The 16,957-nt window shown below is 65.2% G+C and carries 13 protein-coding genes; 9 read left to right on the top strand and 4 right to left on the bottom strand.

Annotation, left to right across the window (positions count from 1 at the left end):
* Window positions 1–357 precede the first annotated feature (357 nt).
* Window positions 358–1,833 (top strand): PHB depolymerase family esterase, encoded by a 1,476-nt coding sequence (locus BRAD285_RS34895; protein ID WP_006610272.1) that lies wholly within the window; start codon window positions 358–360, stop codon window positions 1,831–1,833.
* A gap of 215 nt (window positions 1,834–2,048) precedes the next feature.
* Here BRAD285_RS34895 and BRAD285_RS34900 read toward each other — a convergent pair whose 3' ends face one another.
* Window positions 2,049–2,717, bottom strand: coding sequence for an MBL fold metallo-hydrolase (locus BRAD285_RS34900; RefSeq protein ID WP_006610271.1), 669 nt, complete (start codon window positions 2,715–2,717; stop codon window positions 2,049–2,051).
* Window positions 2,718–2,850: 133 nt separating this feature from the next.
* Between BRAD285_RS34900 and BRAD285_RS34905 the strand changes: the two genes are divergently transcribed.
* Window positions 2,851–4,449: an alpha-amylase family glycosyl hydrolase gene (locus tag BRAD285_RS34905; protein ID WP_006610270.1), complete on the top strand. Its 1,599-nt coding sequence runs from the start codon at window positions 2,851–2,853 to the stop codon at window positions 4,447–4,449.
* A 219-nt stretch (window positions 4,450–4,668) separates the two neighbouring features.
* Here BRAD285_RS34905 and BRAD285_RS34910 read toward each other — a convergent pair whose 3' ends face one another.
* Complete coding sequence (locus BRAD285_RS34910; protein WP_006611804.1) at window positions 4,669–6,378, bottom strand: alpha-amylase family protein; 1,710 nt, start codon at window positions 6,376–6,378, stop codon at window positions 4,669–4,671.
* Window positions 6,379–6,500: 122 nt separating this feature from the next.
* Between BRAD285_RS34910 and BRAD285_RS34915 the strand changes: the two genes are divergently transcribed.
* Window positions 6,501–6,983, top strand: coding sequence for an MmcB family DNA repair protein (locus BRAD285_RS34915; RefSeq protein WP_006611803.1), 483 nt, complete (start codon window positions 6,501–6,503; stop codon window positions 6,981–6,983).
* 237 nt (window positions 6,984–7,220) lie between these two features.
* Window positions 7,221–7,586, top strand: coding sequence for a hypothetical protein (locus BRAD285_RS34920; protein ID WP_035646271.1), 366 nt, complete (start codon window positions 7,221–7,223; stop codon window positions 7,584–7,586).
* Between the two features lie 16 nt (window positions 7,587–7,602).
* Here BRAD285_RS34920 and BRAD285_RS34925 read toward each other — a convergent pair whose 3' ends face one another.
* Both BRAD285_RS34925 and BRAD285_RS34930 read right to left on the bottom strand, forming a co-directional pair.
* Window positions 7,603–8,157, bottom strand: a complete 555-nt coding sequence (locus BRAD285_RS34925; RefSeq protein ID WP_035646275.1) for an ActR/PrrA/RegA family redox response regulator transcription factor — start codon at window positions 8,155–8,157, stop codon at window positions 7,603–7,605.
* A 155-nt stretch (window positions 8,158–8,312) separates the two neighbouring features.
* Complete coding sequence (locus tag BRAD285_RS34930) at window positions 8,313–9,677, bottom strand: ActS/PrrB/RegB family redox-sensitive histidine kinase (protein ID WP_006611800.1); 1,365 nt, start codon at window positions 9,675–9,677, stop codon at window positions 8,313–8,315.
* A gap of 99 nt (window positions 9,678–9,776) precedes the next feature.
* On the opposite strand from BRAD285_RS34930, the gene BRAD285_RS34935 reads away from it, so the two are divergent.
* From BRAD285_RS34935 to BRAD285_RS34955, 5 genes are all read left to right on the top strand, one after another.
* On the top strand, window positions 9,777–10,568 hold the full coding sequence (locus BRAD285_RS34935) for an ABC transporter ATP-binding protein (protein ID WP_006611799.1): 792 nt from the start codon (window positions 9,777–9,779) through the stop codon (window positions 10,566–10,568).
* Window positions 10,565–11,377, top strand: a complete 813-nt coding sequence (locus tag BRAD285_RS34940; protein WP_006611798.1) for an ABC transporter permease — start codon at window positions 10,565–10,567, stop codon at window positions 11,375–11,377. The genes BRAD285_RS34935 and BRAD285_RS34940 overlap by 4 nt, the downstream gene beginning before the upstream one ends.
* 124 nt (window positions 11,378–11,501) lie before the next feature.
* Window positions 11,502–12,830 (top strand): polyhydroxyalkanoate depolymerase, encoded by a 1,329-nt coding sequence (locus BRAD285_RS34945; RefSeq protein ID WP_006611797.1) that lies wholly within the window; start codon window positions 11,502–11,504, stop codon window positions 12,828–12,830.
* A gap of 208 nt (window positions 12,831–13,038) precedes the next feature.
* Window positions 13,039–13,878, top strand: coding sequence for a M48 family metallopeptidase (locus tag BRAD285_RS34950; RefSeq protein ID WP_083846380.1), 840 nt, complete (start codon window positions 13,039–13,041; stop codon window positions 13,876–13,878).
* Window positions 13,879–14,181: 303 nt separating this feature from the next.
* Window positions 14,182–16,863 (top strand): EAL domain-containing protein, encoded by a 2,682-nt coding sequence (locus BRAD285_RS34955; RefSeq protein ID WP_006611795.1) that lies wholly within the window; start codon window positions 14,182–14,184, stop codon window positions 16,861–16,863.
* Window positions 16,864–16,957: the final 94 nt, after the last annotated feature.

The raw sequence follows: 16,957 nt of genomic DNA on the forward strand, positions 1-16,957 counted from the left end.
TGTTTACTGATCGCGGATCGCTGCGCACACTCCGAGGCGAGATCGCGATTCGCGAACAGGTCGGCTTGAAGCGTCCAGCCTGCGGCGATCAGCCGAAAGCAGTTGCGTCGTCCGCCGTGCTCACGCTCTCCGCGATTTCGACCGGTTGAGGTTCGCATTTCGGTGAAGACTGCGTGAAGCGTCGCCTCCGCGTGGCATTTTGATCGCAGCAAGCGCGAAATTCGCAATCAAATTGCTGCACTCCGCTTATGTGCGGGCTTTTTCTTTTGCGCTGCAGCAACCATCTGGGTGATGGTGGAGTTTGATCTGCACCATTGAAGACATGACTGCCGAAGACGTGACTGCAAGGAGCTGCCGTTGTCCCTCGCTGAAAATGTTGAGTATTTGCGACGGCTGCGGGAGCTGAACGGCATCACCGGATTCGGCGATCCTCGCCGTCAGGCGCGGCCCGCGCCCGAGTGCCCGCTGGTCGAGGTCGAGAGCTTCGGCAGCAATCCCGGCCGTCTCAAGATGTTCGCCTACGTCCCGGCGCAGCGCCAGCCGCTGCTGCCGCTCGTCATCGTGCTGCATGGCTGCGGCCAGAGCGCGGCGGAGTATGATCTCGGCGCCGGCTGGTCGACGCTTGCAAAGCATTTCGGCTTCGCGCTGCTGATGCCGGAGCAGCAGCGCATCAATAATCCGCAGCGCTGCTTCAACTGGTTTCAATCCGAGGACATCACGCGCGGGCAGGGCGAGGTCGCCTCGATCCGCGAGATGATCGCGCGCATGGTCGCCGACTGCGCCATCGACGAGAGGCGAATCTTCGTCACCGGCCTGTCGGCCGGCGGCGCGATGACCATGGCGATGCTGTCGGCGCATCCGGACTTGTTCGCGGGCGGCGCCGTCATCGCCGGCCTGCCGTTCGGCGCTGCGCGCAACATGCGCGACGCGATCCTGCAGATGCGGATGCCGCCGGCGCGCCCGGCCGGCGAGCTCGGCGATCTCGTGCGCCGCGCCTCCAACCATCGCGGCAAATGGCCGAAACTGTCGGTGTGGCACGGCACTGCGGACTACACGGTGCATCCGGACAATGCCGGCGAGATCGTCAAGCAATGGCTCGATTTGCATCATCTGCCGCTGGCGCCGATGGCCGCGAACAACGTCAACGGCTATCCGCATGAGCAGTGGTGGAATGCCGACGGCGAGACGATGGTCGAGTCCTACACCATCACCAACATGGCCCATGGCACGCCGATCGGAATCGCCGCCAACGACAAGCGCTACGGCAAGGCCGGGCCGTATCTGCTCGAGGCCGGCATCTCCTCGTCCTATCTGATCGCCAAATTCTTCGGCGTGACCGACTGGATCCGCCAGCCGAAGCCCGCGGTGACCTCGCCGAGCACCAAGCTCATCCCCGAGGTGTCGCCGATCTCGGCGCTGCCGGCGCTGACGAAGATGCTGCGCCGGCCTGACGATGCGCGTGCCGCAGAGCCGGCGGAGGCCGCGCCCGAGCCCGCCAAGCCTGCAGGACCGCGGCCTGCGCGCGCCAAGCCGAACAGCTCCGCAGCAAGGCCGCCGAAGCGCAAGGCCGAGTCGTCCAGCGCTACGCCAGCGCCGGGCGAGATCAAGGCGCTGAGCGCAGTGCCGGCTGACGCGCCCGCCGAGGTGAAGCCGCCCGTGGCCAAGCCCGGGGTGGCCAAAGCCATCGACATGACGCCGGCCGATCCATCGCCGGTCGTTGCGGTGAAGGTACCACCGATTCCCGCTGCGCCGGCCCCTGAGTCGAAGCCCCGTCGCGTCATCGACGTCGCCGCCGTGATCGACCGCGCGCTGAAGGCCGCCGGGCTCAAGTGATCCGCATTCCCGCCCGGTGATGCGAGCCGCGTCGAAGCCAAGACGCGAGTTCTCCCTTTACCTCTCCCCGTCGGGGAGAGGTCGGCGCGCAGCGCCGGGTGAGGGGGCTCGCGACATCGAGACGCAGTGACCCCTCACCCGGATGGCATCTGGCGATGCCATCCGACCTCTCCCTTCGGGAGAGGTGAAGGAGGGCCTCAGCTTTCGAGCAGACCTCAGGCCATGCCGGTCAGGAACGGGTTGGTCATGCGCTCCTGGCCGAAGCTGGAGCCGGCGCCGTGGCCGCAGATGAAGCCGATGTCGTCGCCGAGCGGCAGCAGTTTGTCCTTGATCGAGCTGATCAACGTCTCATGACTGCCGCCGGGCAGGTCGGTGCGGCCGACCGAGCCATTGAACAGCACGTCGCCAACATGGGCGAAGCGCATCTGTTTGTTGAAGAACACGACGCTGCCCGGGGAGTGGCCGGGGCAGTGCAGGATGTCGAAGACGAGCTCGCCGATCTCGACGGTGTCGCCTTCCTCCAGCCAGCGATCCGGCGTGAAATCGCGCACGCCCGTGATGCCGAAGCGCGCACCGCTGGCGACGACGTTGTCGAGCAGGAACTTGTCGGCGATGTGAGGGCCCTCGATCGGCACCTTCAGTGCATCGCGTAGATCGGCGGCGCCGCCGACGTGGTCGATATGGCCATGGGTCAGCCAGATCTTCTCCACGGTGACGTTGGCCTGCGCAATTGCGGCCTGGATGTTCGGCACGTCACCGCCGGGATCGATCACGATCGCCTTCTTCGTCGCCTCGCACCACAGGATGGTGCAGTTCTGCTCGAATGGCGTGACGGGCACGATCATCGCGCCGGCCTTCGCCTTGGTCTGGTTTGGCTCGCTCATGGCGCCAGCATGCCGATTTTTCGCAATGCGCCAAGCGAAAAAGTCTCGTGGGCAGACGCGACGGGGCCGCCTTGTGAACCTGCCGCCGGTTCCTGCGTTGGGCCGCACGGTTGCGAGCAGAAAGCGGTTCGAGATGGCGGAGCAGGGCGCCTGGTGGCGCGAGGGGATTTTCTATCAGATCTATCCGCGCTCGTTCCAGGACAGCGACGGCGACGGGGTCGGCGACCTCACCGGCATCATCCATCGCCTGCCCTATCTGATGACGCTCGGCGTCGATGCGATCTGGCTGTCGCCGATCTTCACCTCGCCGATGGCCGATTTCGGTTACGATATCGCCGACTACACCGGCATCGATCCGCTGTTCGGCACAATGGAGGATTTCGACGCGCTGGTGAAGGCCGCGCATGAGGGTGGGTTGAAGGTGATCCTCGACCTCGTGCCGAACCACACCTCCGACCAGCATCCGTGGTTTCTGCAGGCGCGCCAGTCGCGCGACGATCCGCATCGCGACTGGTACATCTGGCGCGACCCGGCTGCCGATGGCGGCCCGCCGAACAACTGGCTATCGGAGTTCGGCGGCAGCGCGTGGCAGTTCGATCAGGAGACGGGACAGTATTACTACCACGCCTTCCTGGCGCAGCAGCCGGACCTCAACTGGCGCAATCCGGCGGTGCGGGCGGCGATGTATAACGTGATGCGGTTCTGGCTGCGCAAGGGCGTCGACGGCTTTCGCGTCGACGTGATCTGGCACCTGATCAAGGACGCCGAGTTTCGCGACAATCCGGCCAATCCCGATTATCACGGCGGCCGGCCGCCGCACGAGCAGATCATCTCGCGCTATTCCGCCGATCAGCCGGAGGTGCACGAGGTGGTAGCGGAAATGCGCGCGGTTATGGACGAGTTCGAGGATCGCGTGCTGATCGGCGAGATCTATCTGCCGCTCGAGCGGCTCATGACCTACTACGGCAAGGATCTCGGCGGCGCGCACCTGCCGTTCAATTTCGCGCTGCTGTCGGCGCCGTGGCACGCGCGCGAGATCGAGACCATCATCGCCGACTACGAGGCGGCGTTGCCTAAGGGCGCGTGGCCGAACTGGGTGCTCGGCAATCACGACCGGCCGCGGGTGGCGAGCCGTGTCGGCGAAGACCAGGCCCGGGTCGCGGCGATGCTGCTGCTGACGCTGCGCGGCACGCCGACGCTGTATTACGGCGACGAGATCGGCATGCATCAGGTGGCGATCTCGCCGGAGCAGGTGCGCGACCCCTTCGAGAAGAACGTCCCGGGCATCGGCGTCGGCCGCGACGGCTGCCGCACGCCGATGCAATGGAGCGCGCTGCCGGGGGCCGGCTTTACGAATGCGTCACCATGGCTGCCGGTGGCGCACGATTACACGCATGAGAACGTCGTCAATCTGACCGCCGACCGGCGCTCCATCCTCAATCTCTACCGTGCGCTCATCCGGCTGCGGAAGGCGCACCGCGTGCTCGTCACCGGCAATTACCACCCGGTTGCCGCGCAAGGCGATCTGCTGCTCTACCGCCGCGAAGGTGACGGCGAAGTCTTGACGATCGCGCTCAATCTCGGCGACGAGCCGGTCTCGATCGCCACCGAAGGCAGCGGCCTCGACGGCGCGGTCCTTCTCTCCACCTGGCTCGACCGCGACGGCGAGCGCATCGCCGGCACGCTGGATCTGCGGGGGAATGAGGGCGTGGTGATCGGGCGGAGCGCGTAGCCACCATTAGTTATTGCGCGACGGCGTCACCCCACATTCGGTGTCGTCCCGGGCTTGACCCGGGACCCAGACTCCCAGGGAGCTGTTTGAGGCAGGCTGGCAACTCCAAGTCGTCGCCAAACGACTGCCGGTGGTTATGGGTCCCGGGTCAAGCCCGGGACGACACCGAATTTGATTAGGTCGTGTCGTCAACTCATCGGCACTCTGGATTGCCCGCCGTCACCGCCGCCGCGTCTTCCGAACCCGTTTCCCCGGGCTCTCCGTCTCGATGTCGCTCCGCCGCAGCAGGTAGTCCAACCCGCCGACGCGGTACCAGCGGTAGCCGTAGGGCTCCAGCACCAGGGTGTGGCGGCCGCGGTCGTCGGCTTGGCTGTGATCCTCGGAGAGCAGATTGATCAGCAGCTTGCCGGCCTCGTCGGGCAGGCCGACGTCGAAGCTGGTCTCGCGCGGCTTCTCATCGAGATTGTGCACGAACAGCACCGAATTGTTGCGCCAGTCATAGCGCATGATCAGCACCGCGGGATCTTTCGTCGCGATCACGGCAAAATCGCCCCAGCCGATCTCCGGCACCTCCTTGCGCATGCGGATGATGCGCTCGGTCCAGTTCAGCATCGAATTCGGATCGCGGCGCTGCTTGGCGGCGTTGACGTGGTCGTAGCCATAGGGCCCGTGATCGATCACGGGCGATGCCGAGGTCTCGCTCTTGGTGAAGCCGCCATGCGGCTCGGCCGACCATTGCATCGGCGTCCGCGCGCAATTGCGTTCGGGAAGGCTGAGATCGTCGCCCATCGCGAGCTCGTCGCCGTAGCGGATCACGGGCGTGCCGGGCAAAGTGAACATCAGGCTGTAGGCCAGCTCAATGCGGCGGCGGTCGCCGCCGAGCATCGGCGCCAGCCGCCGGCGGATGCCGCGGTCGTAGAGCTGCATGCTCTTGTCCGGCCCGAACGCCGCGAACACCGCCGCGCGCTGCTCCTTCGTCAGCCGCCCGAGATCGAGTTCGTCGTGATTGCGCAGGAACAGGCCCCATTGCGCCGAAGCCGGCCGCGGCTTGGTCGCTTCCAGCGCCTTGGCGAGTGGCCGGGTATCCGAGGCGGCGAGCGCATAGAACAGGTGCTGGTTGACGTGGAAGTTGAACATCATGTGCATGCGATCGCCGTCGTCGCCGAAATATTCCATGTCGGTTTCGGGCAAGACGTTGGCTTCCGCGAGGATGATCGCCTCGCCCTGGCGCCATTGCAGGAATTCCCTGAACGTCCGGAGCATGTCGTACTGCTCGAGCGGTTTCTTGATGTCGGCACCCTTGGCCGCGATCACGAACGGCACCGCATCCATGCGGAAGCCGGAGACGCCGAGCTGGATCCAGAATCCCATGATCTTCAGGATCTCGGCCTGCACCTCCGGATTCGCCGTGTTGAGATCCGGCTGGAAATCATAGAAGCGGTGGAAATAGTAGGCGCCGGCCTGCTTGTCGCGCGTCCAGGTCGTCTTCTGCACGCCGGGAAACACCATGCCCTTGTCGGCATTGGCCGGCTTCTTGTCCGACCAGACATACCAGTCGCGATGGCGCGAGTCCTTGGAGCTGCGGGCGTCCAGAAACCATGGATGCTGGTCGGAGGTGTGGTTGACGACGAGGTCGATGATCACGCGGATGCCGCGCTGCTGGCAGCCATGGGTGAACTGCACGAAATCCCCGAGCGTGCCGTAGCGTGGATCGACGTTGTAGTAATCCGCAACGTCATAGCCGTCGTCGCGCTGTGGTGACGGCTGGAACGGCATCAGCCAGATCGCGGTGATGCCGAGGCCGTGCAGATAGTCGAGCCGGCGCGTCAGGCCCTTGAAGTCGCCGATGCCGTCGCCATCGGCATCCATGTAGGTGCCGACCGACAGGCAGTAGAACACGGCGTTCTTGTACCAGAGATCATCGATCATGGACGGCGCTCCGTTGCGCCGCCCAGTCAGCGGCCGCTTGTTAAGCGGAAGGCCGGCACCGGGTTCCGGTTCCCCGCGCAAAGCGTGCTTGGGCCGCTTTCAGAATCGGCTATGCTGCGACGATGGAATCCTCCGCCGCCAGGATCAGCCTCGTCCCCGTCGACCGCCGCCAGTCGGAGACGGCACTGGCGATCGCGCGCGGCACCTCGCGTCTGCTGCGTTCGCTCGGCTTCGCCACGATCAGCGAGCTGCCGCTGCCGTCGGGCCGGCGCGCCGACCTCGTGGCGCTGAACGAGCGCGGCGAGATCTGGATCGTCGAGATCAAGTCGTCGGTCGAGGATCTCCGCGCCGATCACAAATGGGAGGAGTATCGCCTCCATTGCGACCGGCTGTTCTTTGCCTTCACGCAGGACCTGCCTTGCAAGCTGTTTCCGCAGAGCACCGGCCTGATCGTGGCCGATGCCTATGGCGCCCATCTGCATTGCGAGGCGCCCGAGCACAAACTGCCGGCCCCGACCCGCAAGCTGATGACGGTCCGCTTCGCGCTCGCAGCCGCCCAGCGCATGAACCGCCTGATCGACCCGCAAGGCCATCTCGGCGATTGATCGCGGTGGCCGTCCACGCATCGCCATCCGTCGACTCACTCATCAGGCACAGAATACCGTCCCGGACGATTTGTGACCGAGAATGAGGCGTTGTGGTCTTGTCAGACGATGCAGAGCACGACCGGCGGATTCATTCCGCAGCTTTGCCCGACAATTGCCCCGCATGGGGCGCAACAATCCGGAACAATCTTAACGTTCGAACGGTATCCAGCCCAGGGGTGCAGACAGGGACGGGCGATGCGTTGGCTGGTCTTGGCGATGACATTGCTGTTTGCGACGGAGCTTCGCGCAGAGGAAATGGCGTTCTACGTCATTGGCGTGGGCACGGATTCCTGCGAGCGCTTCATCGCCGCCGCCGAGGAGCAGCCGCCCGGCACCTACAAGGCGATCGGCAACCCTGACGGGCCCTATGTCAACGCCATCTCCAAATATCAGCAATGGATGATGGGCTACGTCTCGGCGGTCAACGCCGCGCGCGGCGACGAGGGCATGCAGATCAAGCTCGATCTCACCGAGATGGACAGCTGGATGCGCAACTGGTGCAGCCGCAACCAGCGGCGCACGGTCTTCCACGCGCTGCAGGCGTTCGTGAAGTCGCATTGAAATGAGGCTGGCGCGCCTATTTCGGCGCGCGCTTCGCCAGGATGCGCTGCAGTGTGCGGCGGTGCATGTTGAGGCGGCGCGCGGTCTCCGAGACGTTGCGGTTGCACATCTCGTAGATGCGCTGGATGTGCTCCCAGCGCACGCGGTCGGCCGACATCGGGTTCGACGGCAGCTCGGATTTTTCGCTGGTGGTCGCCAGCAGGGCGGCGACGACGTCGTCAGCATCGGCCGGCTTCGCCAGATAGTCGACGGCGCCCATCTTCACGGCGGTGACGGCGGTGGCGATATTGCCGTAGCCGGTCAGCACGATGGCGCGGGCTTCGGGGCGCTTGCGCTTCAGCGCCGACACGACGTCGAGCCCATTGCCGTCACCCAGCCGAAGGTCGACCACGGCGAACGCGGGGGCTGCCTTGCCGATCTCGGAAATGCCTTCGGCCACGCTCTCACAGGAGGTGACGGTAAAGCCGCGGGTTTCCATGGCGCGCGACAGCCGCTCCAGGAAGGGCTTGTCGTCCTCGACGATGAGAAGGGAGCGGTCCGGGTGGTTCGTCAATTCGGCGATGGCGCCCACGGTCATATCCTCAGGAGAAGGCTCGGTTGGTTACGAGACGATCTGTGTCAGCATCATATGGTCCGCCGATCCGGCGCTGCCAAGATCGCGGGATGCCGCAGTCTGCGGCGTGACGCCGCGCAGGCTGGCCGGCCGTATACCAGTGCGGGCGCCATTCATTCTTGCGGTTCCACGTCGTTACCGTCCTCGCTGGCCTCGAAACGTCGCCGCGGCCAGGAGATCTGGACCACGGCGCCATGGTCCGGGAAGGTGCGGTTGGTAAACGAGACCTTGGCGCCGGTACGCTCCAGCAAGGTGCGGGCGATGAAGACGCCGAGCCCCAGGCCGCCGCCCTGGTTGCCGCCTTGGCCATCCTCGCCGCTGCGCCGGCGCGACAGATAGGGCTGACCGATCCGCTTCACGATATCAGGAGCGAAGCCCGGTCCATCGTCGGAGATCACCAGCTCGACGACGTCGTTATTCCACCAGGCATTCACTTCGACGGCGTTGCGCGCGAAGTCGACCGCATTCTCGAGGATGTTGCCGACGCCGTAGAGGATCGCGGGATTGCGCGTCCCGACCGGCTCCTTCGCGGCGGTCACGGCGACGCGGACCTTGATGTCGACGCCGAAGTCGCGGTGGGGGGCGACGGTTTCCTCGATCAAGGTCGACAGCTTCATCCGGTCGAACATCGAGCCGGTCGACGAGAGCTGGGTGATCTTGCCGAGGATATCGCGGCAGCGCTGGGCCTGTTCGCGCAGGGTCTTGATGTCGGACGTGACCTGGCTGTTGTCCTGCAGCGCCCGCTCCAATTCGCGCGAGATCAGCACGATGGTGGCCAAGGGCGTGCCGAGCTCGTGCGCCGCGGCCGCCGCGAGCCCGTCGAGCTGGGTCAGATGCTGCTCGCGGGCGAGCACCAGCTCGGTGGCGGCGAGCGCGTCCGACAGCTTGCGCGCCTCCTCGGTCACCTGGAAGGCGTAGAGGCTGGTGACGCCGATCGCGAGTGCGATCGAGAGCCAGACGCCGAACAGGTAGATCGGCGGGAAGATCAGCGGCTCTTCGCCCTCCCAGGGCAGCGGCAGATGCATGAAAAACAGCGCGGTGGCGCAGGCCACCGCGAGCAGCCCGAGCATGATCGTCAGCCGCACGGGCAGGGCGGTCGCCGCGATCAGCACCGGCGCCAGGAACATGTAGGAGAACGGGTTCTCCAGCCCGCCGGTGAGATAGAGCAGCACCGTCAGCTCGATGATGTTGAGCGCCAGCAGTCCGGCGGCATGCGGCGGCTCCAGCAGCTGCATCGGGTTGAAGGTGATCTGCAGGCCGAGATTGAGCAGCGCCGACACGCTGATCACGGCGAGGCAGGGCACCACCGGCAGATCGAACTCCAGCCCCTGCACGACGATGAAGATCGCGCTGAGTTGACCGAGCGCGGCGAGCCAGCGCAGCCGCAGGATGGTATCGAGCCGGACGCGCTGGCGCGGATGGCGATAATCCGTGTCGGGCGTATCGATGATCAGGGCATCGGTCATGGCTTCGGTCATGGTCGGGAACTTTAAACCCGCGCAGGCGCGGCGACAAATCGGCTTGGCCGTTGGTGGCCTGTTGCGGTTTGCGGCACAATGCCTCAATGAACCCAGGACATGACGCAAGATGACGCAGCGCCGACGCCTTCGTCGGCTTCCGGTTCAGGTTCGCCTGCGATAGCGGTGTCGCGCCTGACCAAGGTCTACAAGACGGCCACGGCCGTCGACGGCATTTCGTTCGCAATTCGCCGCGGCAGCATCACCGGGCTGCTCGGCGGCAACGGGGCCGGCAAGACCACGACGATCGCGATGATCATGGGGCTGGTGCAGCCGACCTCCGGCACCGTCGAGGTGCTCGGCCATCAGATGCCGGCCGAGGCGGCCGCCGTGCTCGGGCGGATGAATTTCGAGAGCCCCTATGTCGACATGCCGATGCGGCTGACGGTGCGGCAGAACCTGACCATCTTCGGCCGGCTCTATGCGGTGGACCATCTCAAGGAGCGCATCGCCGAGCTCGCATCGCAGCTCGACCTCACCGATTTCATCGACCGCGCCAGCGGCAAGCTGTCGGCCGGGCAGAAGACGCGCGTGGCGCTCGCCAAGGCGCTGATCAACGATCCCGAGCTCCTGCTGCTCGACGAGCCCACGGCCTCGCTCGACCCGGACACCGCGGACTGGGTGCGCGGTCATCTCGAGCGCTACCGCAAGCGCCGCAACGCCAGCATTCTGCTCGCCTCGCACAACATGCTGGAGGTCGAGCGTCTCTGCGACCGGGTCATCATCATGAAGCGCGGGCGGATCGAGGACGATGACAGCCCGGCCCAGATCATGGCGCGCTACAACCGCTCGACCTTGGAGGAGGTGTTCCTCGACGTCGCCCGCGGCCGTGATTGGGAGGCTGCACAATGAACGATCTGTCCTTGGCAATCGCCCCGCACCGCATTGGCGCGATGGTCCTGCGCTACTGGTACCTGCTGCTGTCGTCCTGGCCGCGGCTGTTGGAGCTGATGTACTGGCCGACCCTGCAGATCATCACCTGGGGCTTCCTGCAGACCTACATCGCCAGCAATGCCGGGTTCTTCGCCCGTGCCGGCGGCACGCTGATCGGCGCCGTGATCCTGTGGGACATCCTGTTCCGCGGCCAGCTCGGCTTCTCGATCTCCTTCCTCGAGGAGATGTGGGCGCGCAACATCGGCAATCTGATGATGAGCCCGCTCACCCCGATCGAATTCCTGCTGGCGCTGATGACGATGAGCCTGGTCCGGCTCGCCATCGGCATCATCCCGATGACCCTGATCGCGGTCTGGTTCTTCGATTTCAACTTCTACAGCCTCGGCCTGCCGCTGATCGCGTTCTTCTGCAATCTGATCTTCACCTCATGGGCGGTCGGCATCTTCGTGTCGGGTCTGGTGCTGCGCAACGGGCTCGGCGCCGAGAGCATCGTCTGGACCCTGATGTTCGCGCTGATGCCGCTCACCTGCGTCTATTATCCGGTGCAGGTGCTGCCGCACTGGCTGCAGCTCGTCGCCTGGTCGCTGCCGCCGACCTACGTGTTCGAAGGCATGCGGGCGCTGCTGACCGATCACGTCTTCCGCGCCGACCTGATGCTGACCGCGCTCGGGCTCAATGCCGCCCTGCTGTTGGCGTCGTTTGCGGCATTTATTGCTCTGTTACGCAGCGCGCGCCGCGCCGGCTCGCTGCTGTCCTCAGGGGAATAATTGCGTTTTCCCGTGGATTTTCGGGCTCATTTCGCGCCCTTAAGGCACCAACTCGTAACACACCGCATTGACGCTTAATTACGCATTCGGCAGTATGCTGCGTTGCAGAGAGGGTTGAACGAGAATGCCGATAGGTGAGTTTGGCGGTGCACCGCCCCTGGCGTCGGAAGGCAGTCCTGTCCTGACGACGCCGATGTACTGGATGTACGAAATGGCGCATGCCTCGCTCAATCCGGCGCGCGCCGTCACCGACGCCACCAAGATCCTGTTTCAGAACCCGCTCAATCCGTGGGCGCACACCGAGATGGGCAAGTCGATCGCGGCGGCCTGCGAATTGTTCGAGCGCACCACGCGCCGCTACGGCAAGCCCGAATGGGGCCTCGACGAGACCGAGGTCAACGGCGTCAAGACCCCGGTCGAGGTCCGCGTCATCTGGGAAAAGCCGTTCTGCCGCGTGCTCCATTTCGACCGCAAGCACATCCGCCCGCTCCGCGCGCCCCAGCCGCGCCTGCTGATCGTGGCGCCGATGTCCGGCCATTACGCGACGCTTCTGCGCGGCACGGTCGAGGCGTTCCTGCCGACCCACGAGGTCTACATCACCGATTGGGCCGATGCCCGCATGGTGCCGCTGGCCGAGGGCCGCTTCGATCTCGACGACTACATCGATTACGTCATCGAGATGCTGCGCTTCCTCGGTACCAACATGCATGTCATGGCGGTGTGCCAGCCGGCGGTGCCGGTGCTGGCGGCGGTGTCCGTCATGGAGGCAGAACGCGATCCATTCGCACCAATCTCCATGACCTTGATGGGTGGACCGATCGACACCCGTCGCAATCCGACCGCGGTGAACAACCTCGCCCAGGAGCGCGGCATCGACTGGTTCCGCAACCATGTCATCACCAAGGTCCCGTTCCCGCATCCCGGCGTGATGCGTGACGTCTATCCGGGCTTCCTGCAGCTCAACGGGTTCATCAGCATGAACCTCGACCGCCATGTCGACGCCCACAAGGCGCTGTTCGCCAACCTCGTGAAGGGCGACGGCGACCAGGTCGACAAGCATCGCGACTTCTACGACGAGTATCTCGCCGTCATGGACCTGGCTGCGGAATATTATTTGCAGACGGTGGAGACGGTGTTCATCAAGCATTCGCTGCCGAAGGGCGAGATGACTCACCGCGGCACGCTGGTCGATCCGTCGAAGGTCACCCGCGTCGCGTTGATGACGGTCGAAGGCGAGAAGGACGACATCTCCGGTCTTGGTCAGACCGAAGCGACGCATGGTTTGTGCTCGTCGATCCCGGATCATCGCCGGGTTCACTACGTGCAACCGGGTGTCGGTCATTACGGCGTGTTCAACGGATCACGATTCAAGTCGGAGATCGTGCCGCGCATCAACGACTTCATGCTCTCGGCAGCTGATCCCAAGTCGCTGCTTGCGATTGCTGCTGAATAGCGTCGAGCAAGGGATTCTGCGCAGTCGAATCCGACTGCGCGTTAACTCTTTGAAGAGACTTCGAAAACCCGATTTCAGGAGTGACTCAAGCAGTGAATGTGGCGTCGCTGCTTGAGCGATGCTTCTGAGTCCGAATTCACTTCTTCACGTCGCGCAGAGGCCCAAGCTCTGGGGTGCGGAACCCCCGGAGCCCCTGTATGTTGGGCAAATGATTTGTTTTTGCGCCGAGCGCTTTCCCTGGCGGTGGATATGGCAAAATCCGGGCGAGTTCTTCCCTCCCGGACTGACAGAAATGGCCACTCGCGCGCTACTCTATCGGCGGCCCGCCGAACCCTCGCGTCTTCTCGTCAAGCACGGCTCGCAAATCTACTCGATTAGATTGCGGCGTCACCGTCGTGCGCGACGTTATACACTGAGAATCCATCCGTCGGATCGCGAAGCGATCCTGACGATGCCTCCGCGCGGCACCATCATCGAAGCGAAAGACTTCGCGCAGCGTCACGGCGCGTGGATCGCGGCACGTCTCGGCCGTTTGCCGAAGGCGGCGCCGTTCCTGCCGGGCACCTTGGTGCCGCTGCGCGGTGTGCCGCACAAGATCGTGCACCGCGCCGGCGAGCGCGGCACGGTGTGGACCGAGACGCGAGACAGCGGCGAGAAGATCCTGTGCGTGGCCGGCGGCATCGAGCACACCGAGCGCCGCGTGCTCGACTTCCTCAAGCGCGAGGCACGTCGCGACCTGCAGAAGGCCTCCGACGCCTATGCCGAGCAGCTCGGCGTGAAGGTGAAGCGGCTGTCGATCCGCGACCAGTCGAGCCGCTGGGGCTCGTGCACCTCGGCCGGCTCGCTGTCGTTCTCGTGGCGCCTGATCCTCGCGCCGCCCTTCGTGCTCGATTATCTCGCGGCGCATGAGGTCGCCCATCTGATCGAGATGAACCACTCGGCGCGGTTCTGGAAGGTGTGCGGCAAGATCTGCGGCTCGGTGGAGCGCGCCAAGAAGTGGCTCGACACCTGCGGCAACGACCTGCACCGCTACGGCGTCGAGGACTGAGGCAGCGACCGATCGGCGATGGAAGACGACAATGGCCCGGCCTCTTGGTCCGGGCCATTTGTTTGAGTTCCGCGATCGCAGCAGAAGCGATCCATCAGCTATCGAATTCTTAAGCCTCCTCACATGCAACCAGAGGAGACCGTCCAATTCAGCAGCGCTTTAACGTGGCTGTAACGACGACCTCTCAGATTCGAGCTTGATCAACCCCCCAAGGTGACGCCCCCGGCAGCAGTCAGGGCGTTCGCTGCAACCCAAGTGCTGATCGTTTTCTCTCGAAACGTGCAGCGCGCCTCGAATCGAACGATGCTTGCAAGCGAGTTTCAACCGGCCGCGTCCGCTCCATTGCTCTCGGCCGCGCTCGAGCGTGCTTCCGAAGCGATCCTCTTTCTCGACGCGCGTGGCCGCGTCCATCACGCAAACAACGCCGCCGCTGCGCTGCTGCGGCGCGATCTGGCTACCCTGATCGGGGCCGAACTCGCGGATCTGGGCGTGCCTGCGGACGCGATGCCCGCGCCGCTCGAGGACGAGGAGCCGGCCGACGATGCGGCGGACACCCAGCCCGCGCGTGACGAGGCCGATTTTGCCTGTGAGCTGACGATCCGCCATGAGGACGGCTCTCGCAACCGCGTGCACCTGACCCGCTACGAACTCCCGGCCGGCCCGACGCCGGTGCGCTCGCTCGTGCTGATGCGCGACGTCACGTCCGAGGTGCAGCTGCGCGAGCGCAACGCCCTGATGACGTCGGTCGCCGACCGCAGCAATCGTGCGGTCGTGGTGGCCGATCACGACCTGAACATCCTCTACACCAACGCCGCCTTCACCAGCATCTATGGCTACTCCGCTGAGGAGGCGCTCGGACAGCAGGTGGAGAAGCTGCTGGTCGGCCCCTGTACCGACCCTGTGCTCGTCCAGCGATTGAAGCAGTGCATCGTCGATGACCAGGGCGTCGAGGAAGACCTGTTGATCTATGACAAGGCGGGCCACGAGATCTGGACGACGGCGCATGTGAAGGCGCACCGCAGCCGCCACGGCAAGGTCAAATATCTGGTCGGCCTGCTCAGCGACATCCGGGAGACCAAGCAGCTGCGCTCGCTGCAGCAGCTGATCATGTCGTCGCTCGCGTCCGATCTGTCCATCACGACGATCGCCGACCAGTTGTGCCGCCGGGTCGAGGAGCTGGCCCCCGACGTCGTGTGCTCGATCCTGCATGTCGATTCCGAGGGCAAGATTCATCCGCTCGGCGGGCCCAGCCTGCCGACAGCCTATTCCGAGAGCCTCGATGGCGTGGCCATCGGGCCGGATGTCGGCTCCTGCGGAACCGCGGCCTATCTGGGCGAGCCGGTGCTGGCGCGCGACATCGACACCGACTCGCGCTGGCAGCCCTACAAGTCCGGGCCGCTGGGCGCCGGCCTGCACGCCTGCTGGTCGACTCCAATCAAGGGCAAGGACGGTCGCGTCATCGGCACCTTCGCCTTCTATTTCCGGGAATGCCGCGGGCCGAGCCCTTGGCACGAGCAGATCGTGCAGGCTTGCGTCCAGCTCGGCGCGCTGGCGATCGAGCGCCAGGAGGTCCGCTCGACGATCTCCCAGGTCGCCTATCACGACATGCTGACGGGGCTGCCCAATCGCGCCCGCATTCCCTCGATGATCGCCGAGGCGATCAAGGCCTGTCCCGAGGGCAGCCATCTCGCCGTCGCCTTTCTCGACGCCGACAATTTCAAGGACGTCAACGACACGCTCGGCCACGCCGCCGGCGACGAGTTCCTGGTCGGCTTCGCCAACCGCCTGCGGGCGCAGATCCGCCCGGGCGACATGCTGGGCCGGCTCGGCGGCGACGAGTTCGTGATCGTGCTGCAGAACCGCGATGCGCTGGAGTGCTCGCTGGCGGCGGCACGGATCACCGCGGCGCTGGCGATGCCGCTGACCATCGGCAAGCGTCAGGTGCCGATGTCCGCAAGCATGGGGCTCAGCCTGTATCCGGACAACGCCACCGACATCGAGACCCTGATCAAGCAGGCCGACGGGGCGATGTACAAGGCCAAGCGCGCGGGCCGCGCGACCTACCGCTTCTTCAGCGCCGACATCGACAAGCTCGCCGAGGAGCGGCTGATGCACTCGACCGCGCTGCGCGAGGCGATCGCCAGCGAGGCGCTGACGCTGCATTACCAGCCGCAGATCTGCACCCGGAACGGCGCGATCCATGGCGTCGAGGCGCTGGCGCGCTGGCACGATCCGGTGCTGGGTGAGGTGTCGCCCGCCAAGTTCATCCCGCTCGCCGAGGAATGCGGGCTGATCGAGCAGATCGGCGTGTGGTCGATCAAGACAGCCTGCCAGCAGATGGCGTCGTGGCGCCGCGCCGGGCTCGACATCCCCTGCATCTCCGTCAACCTGTCGCCGATCAACTTCCAGAACGTCAACCTGGCGGCGGTCGTGGCGCAGATCCTGGCGGCCAACGACCTGCCGGCGAAGATGCTGATGCTGGAGATCACCGAAGGCGTGATCCTCAACGAGCGCGCCACGGTGATCGCCACCATGAGCGAGCTGCGCAACATGGGCGTCGGCCTGTCGCTCGATGATTTCGGCACCGGCTATTCCAGCCTCAGCCGGCTGGCGCAGCTGCCGATCCACGAGCTCAAGATCGACCGCAGCTTCATGCGCGATTTCGAGAACGACCAGGGCACGCGGGCGATCGTCACCGCGGTGGTCCGTGTCGGCCAGAGCCTCGATGTGAAAGTGGTCGCCGAGGGCGTCGAGACCGAGCCGCAGCGCAAGCTGCTCGCCGAACTCGGCTGCGACGCGATGCAGGGCTTCCTGTTCGCGCGCCCGATGGCCGCGAGCGCCTTCAGCCGCTGGCTGCTGGACTACAGCGCCTACCGTGCAAGCCTGATGCTGCGGCAGGTCGGCCGTGCCCTGGCGCAGGCGACACGGCCCGCCAAGGCCGAAGCATCGCCGGCAACTCGGCCGGCTGCAGCAGCCGCCGGCTAATCAGCCAAGCCTGACGATACTTCAGAACGCGAGTGTCGGCTCGGCTGCGTCAGCGAGCCGAGAAGCTGCGTCTCATCGTCATTCCGGATTCGAA

The organism is Bradyrhizobium sp. ORS 285 (assembly GCF_900176205.1).
GTDB lineage: Bacteria > Pseudomonadota > Alphaproteobacteria > Rhizobiales > Xanthobacteraceae > Bradyrhizobium.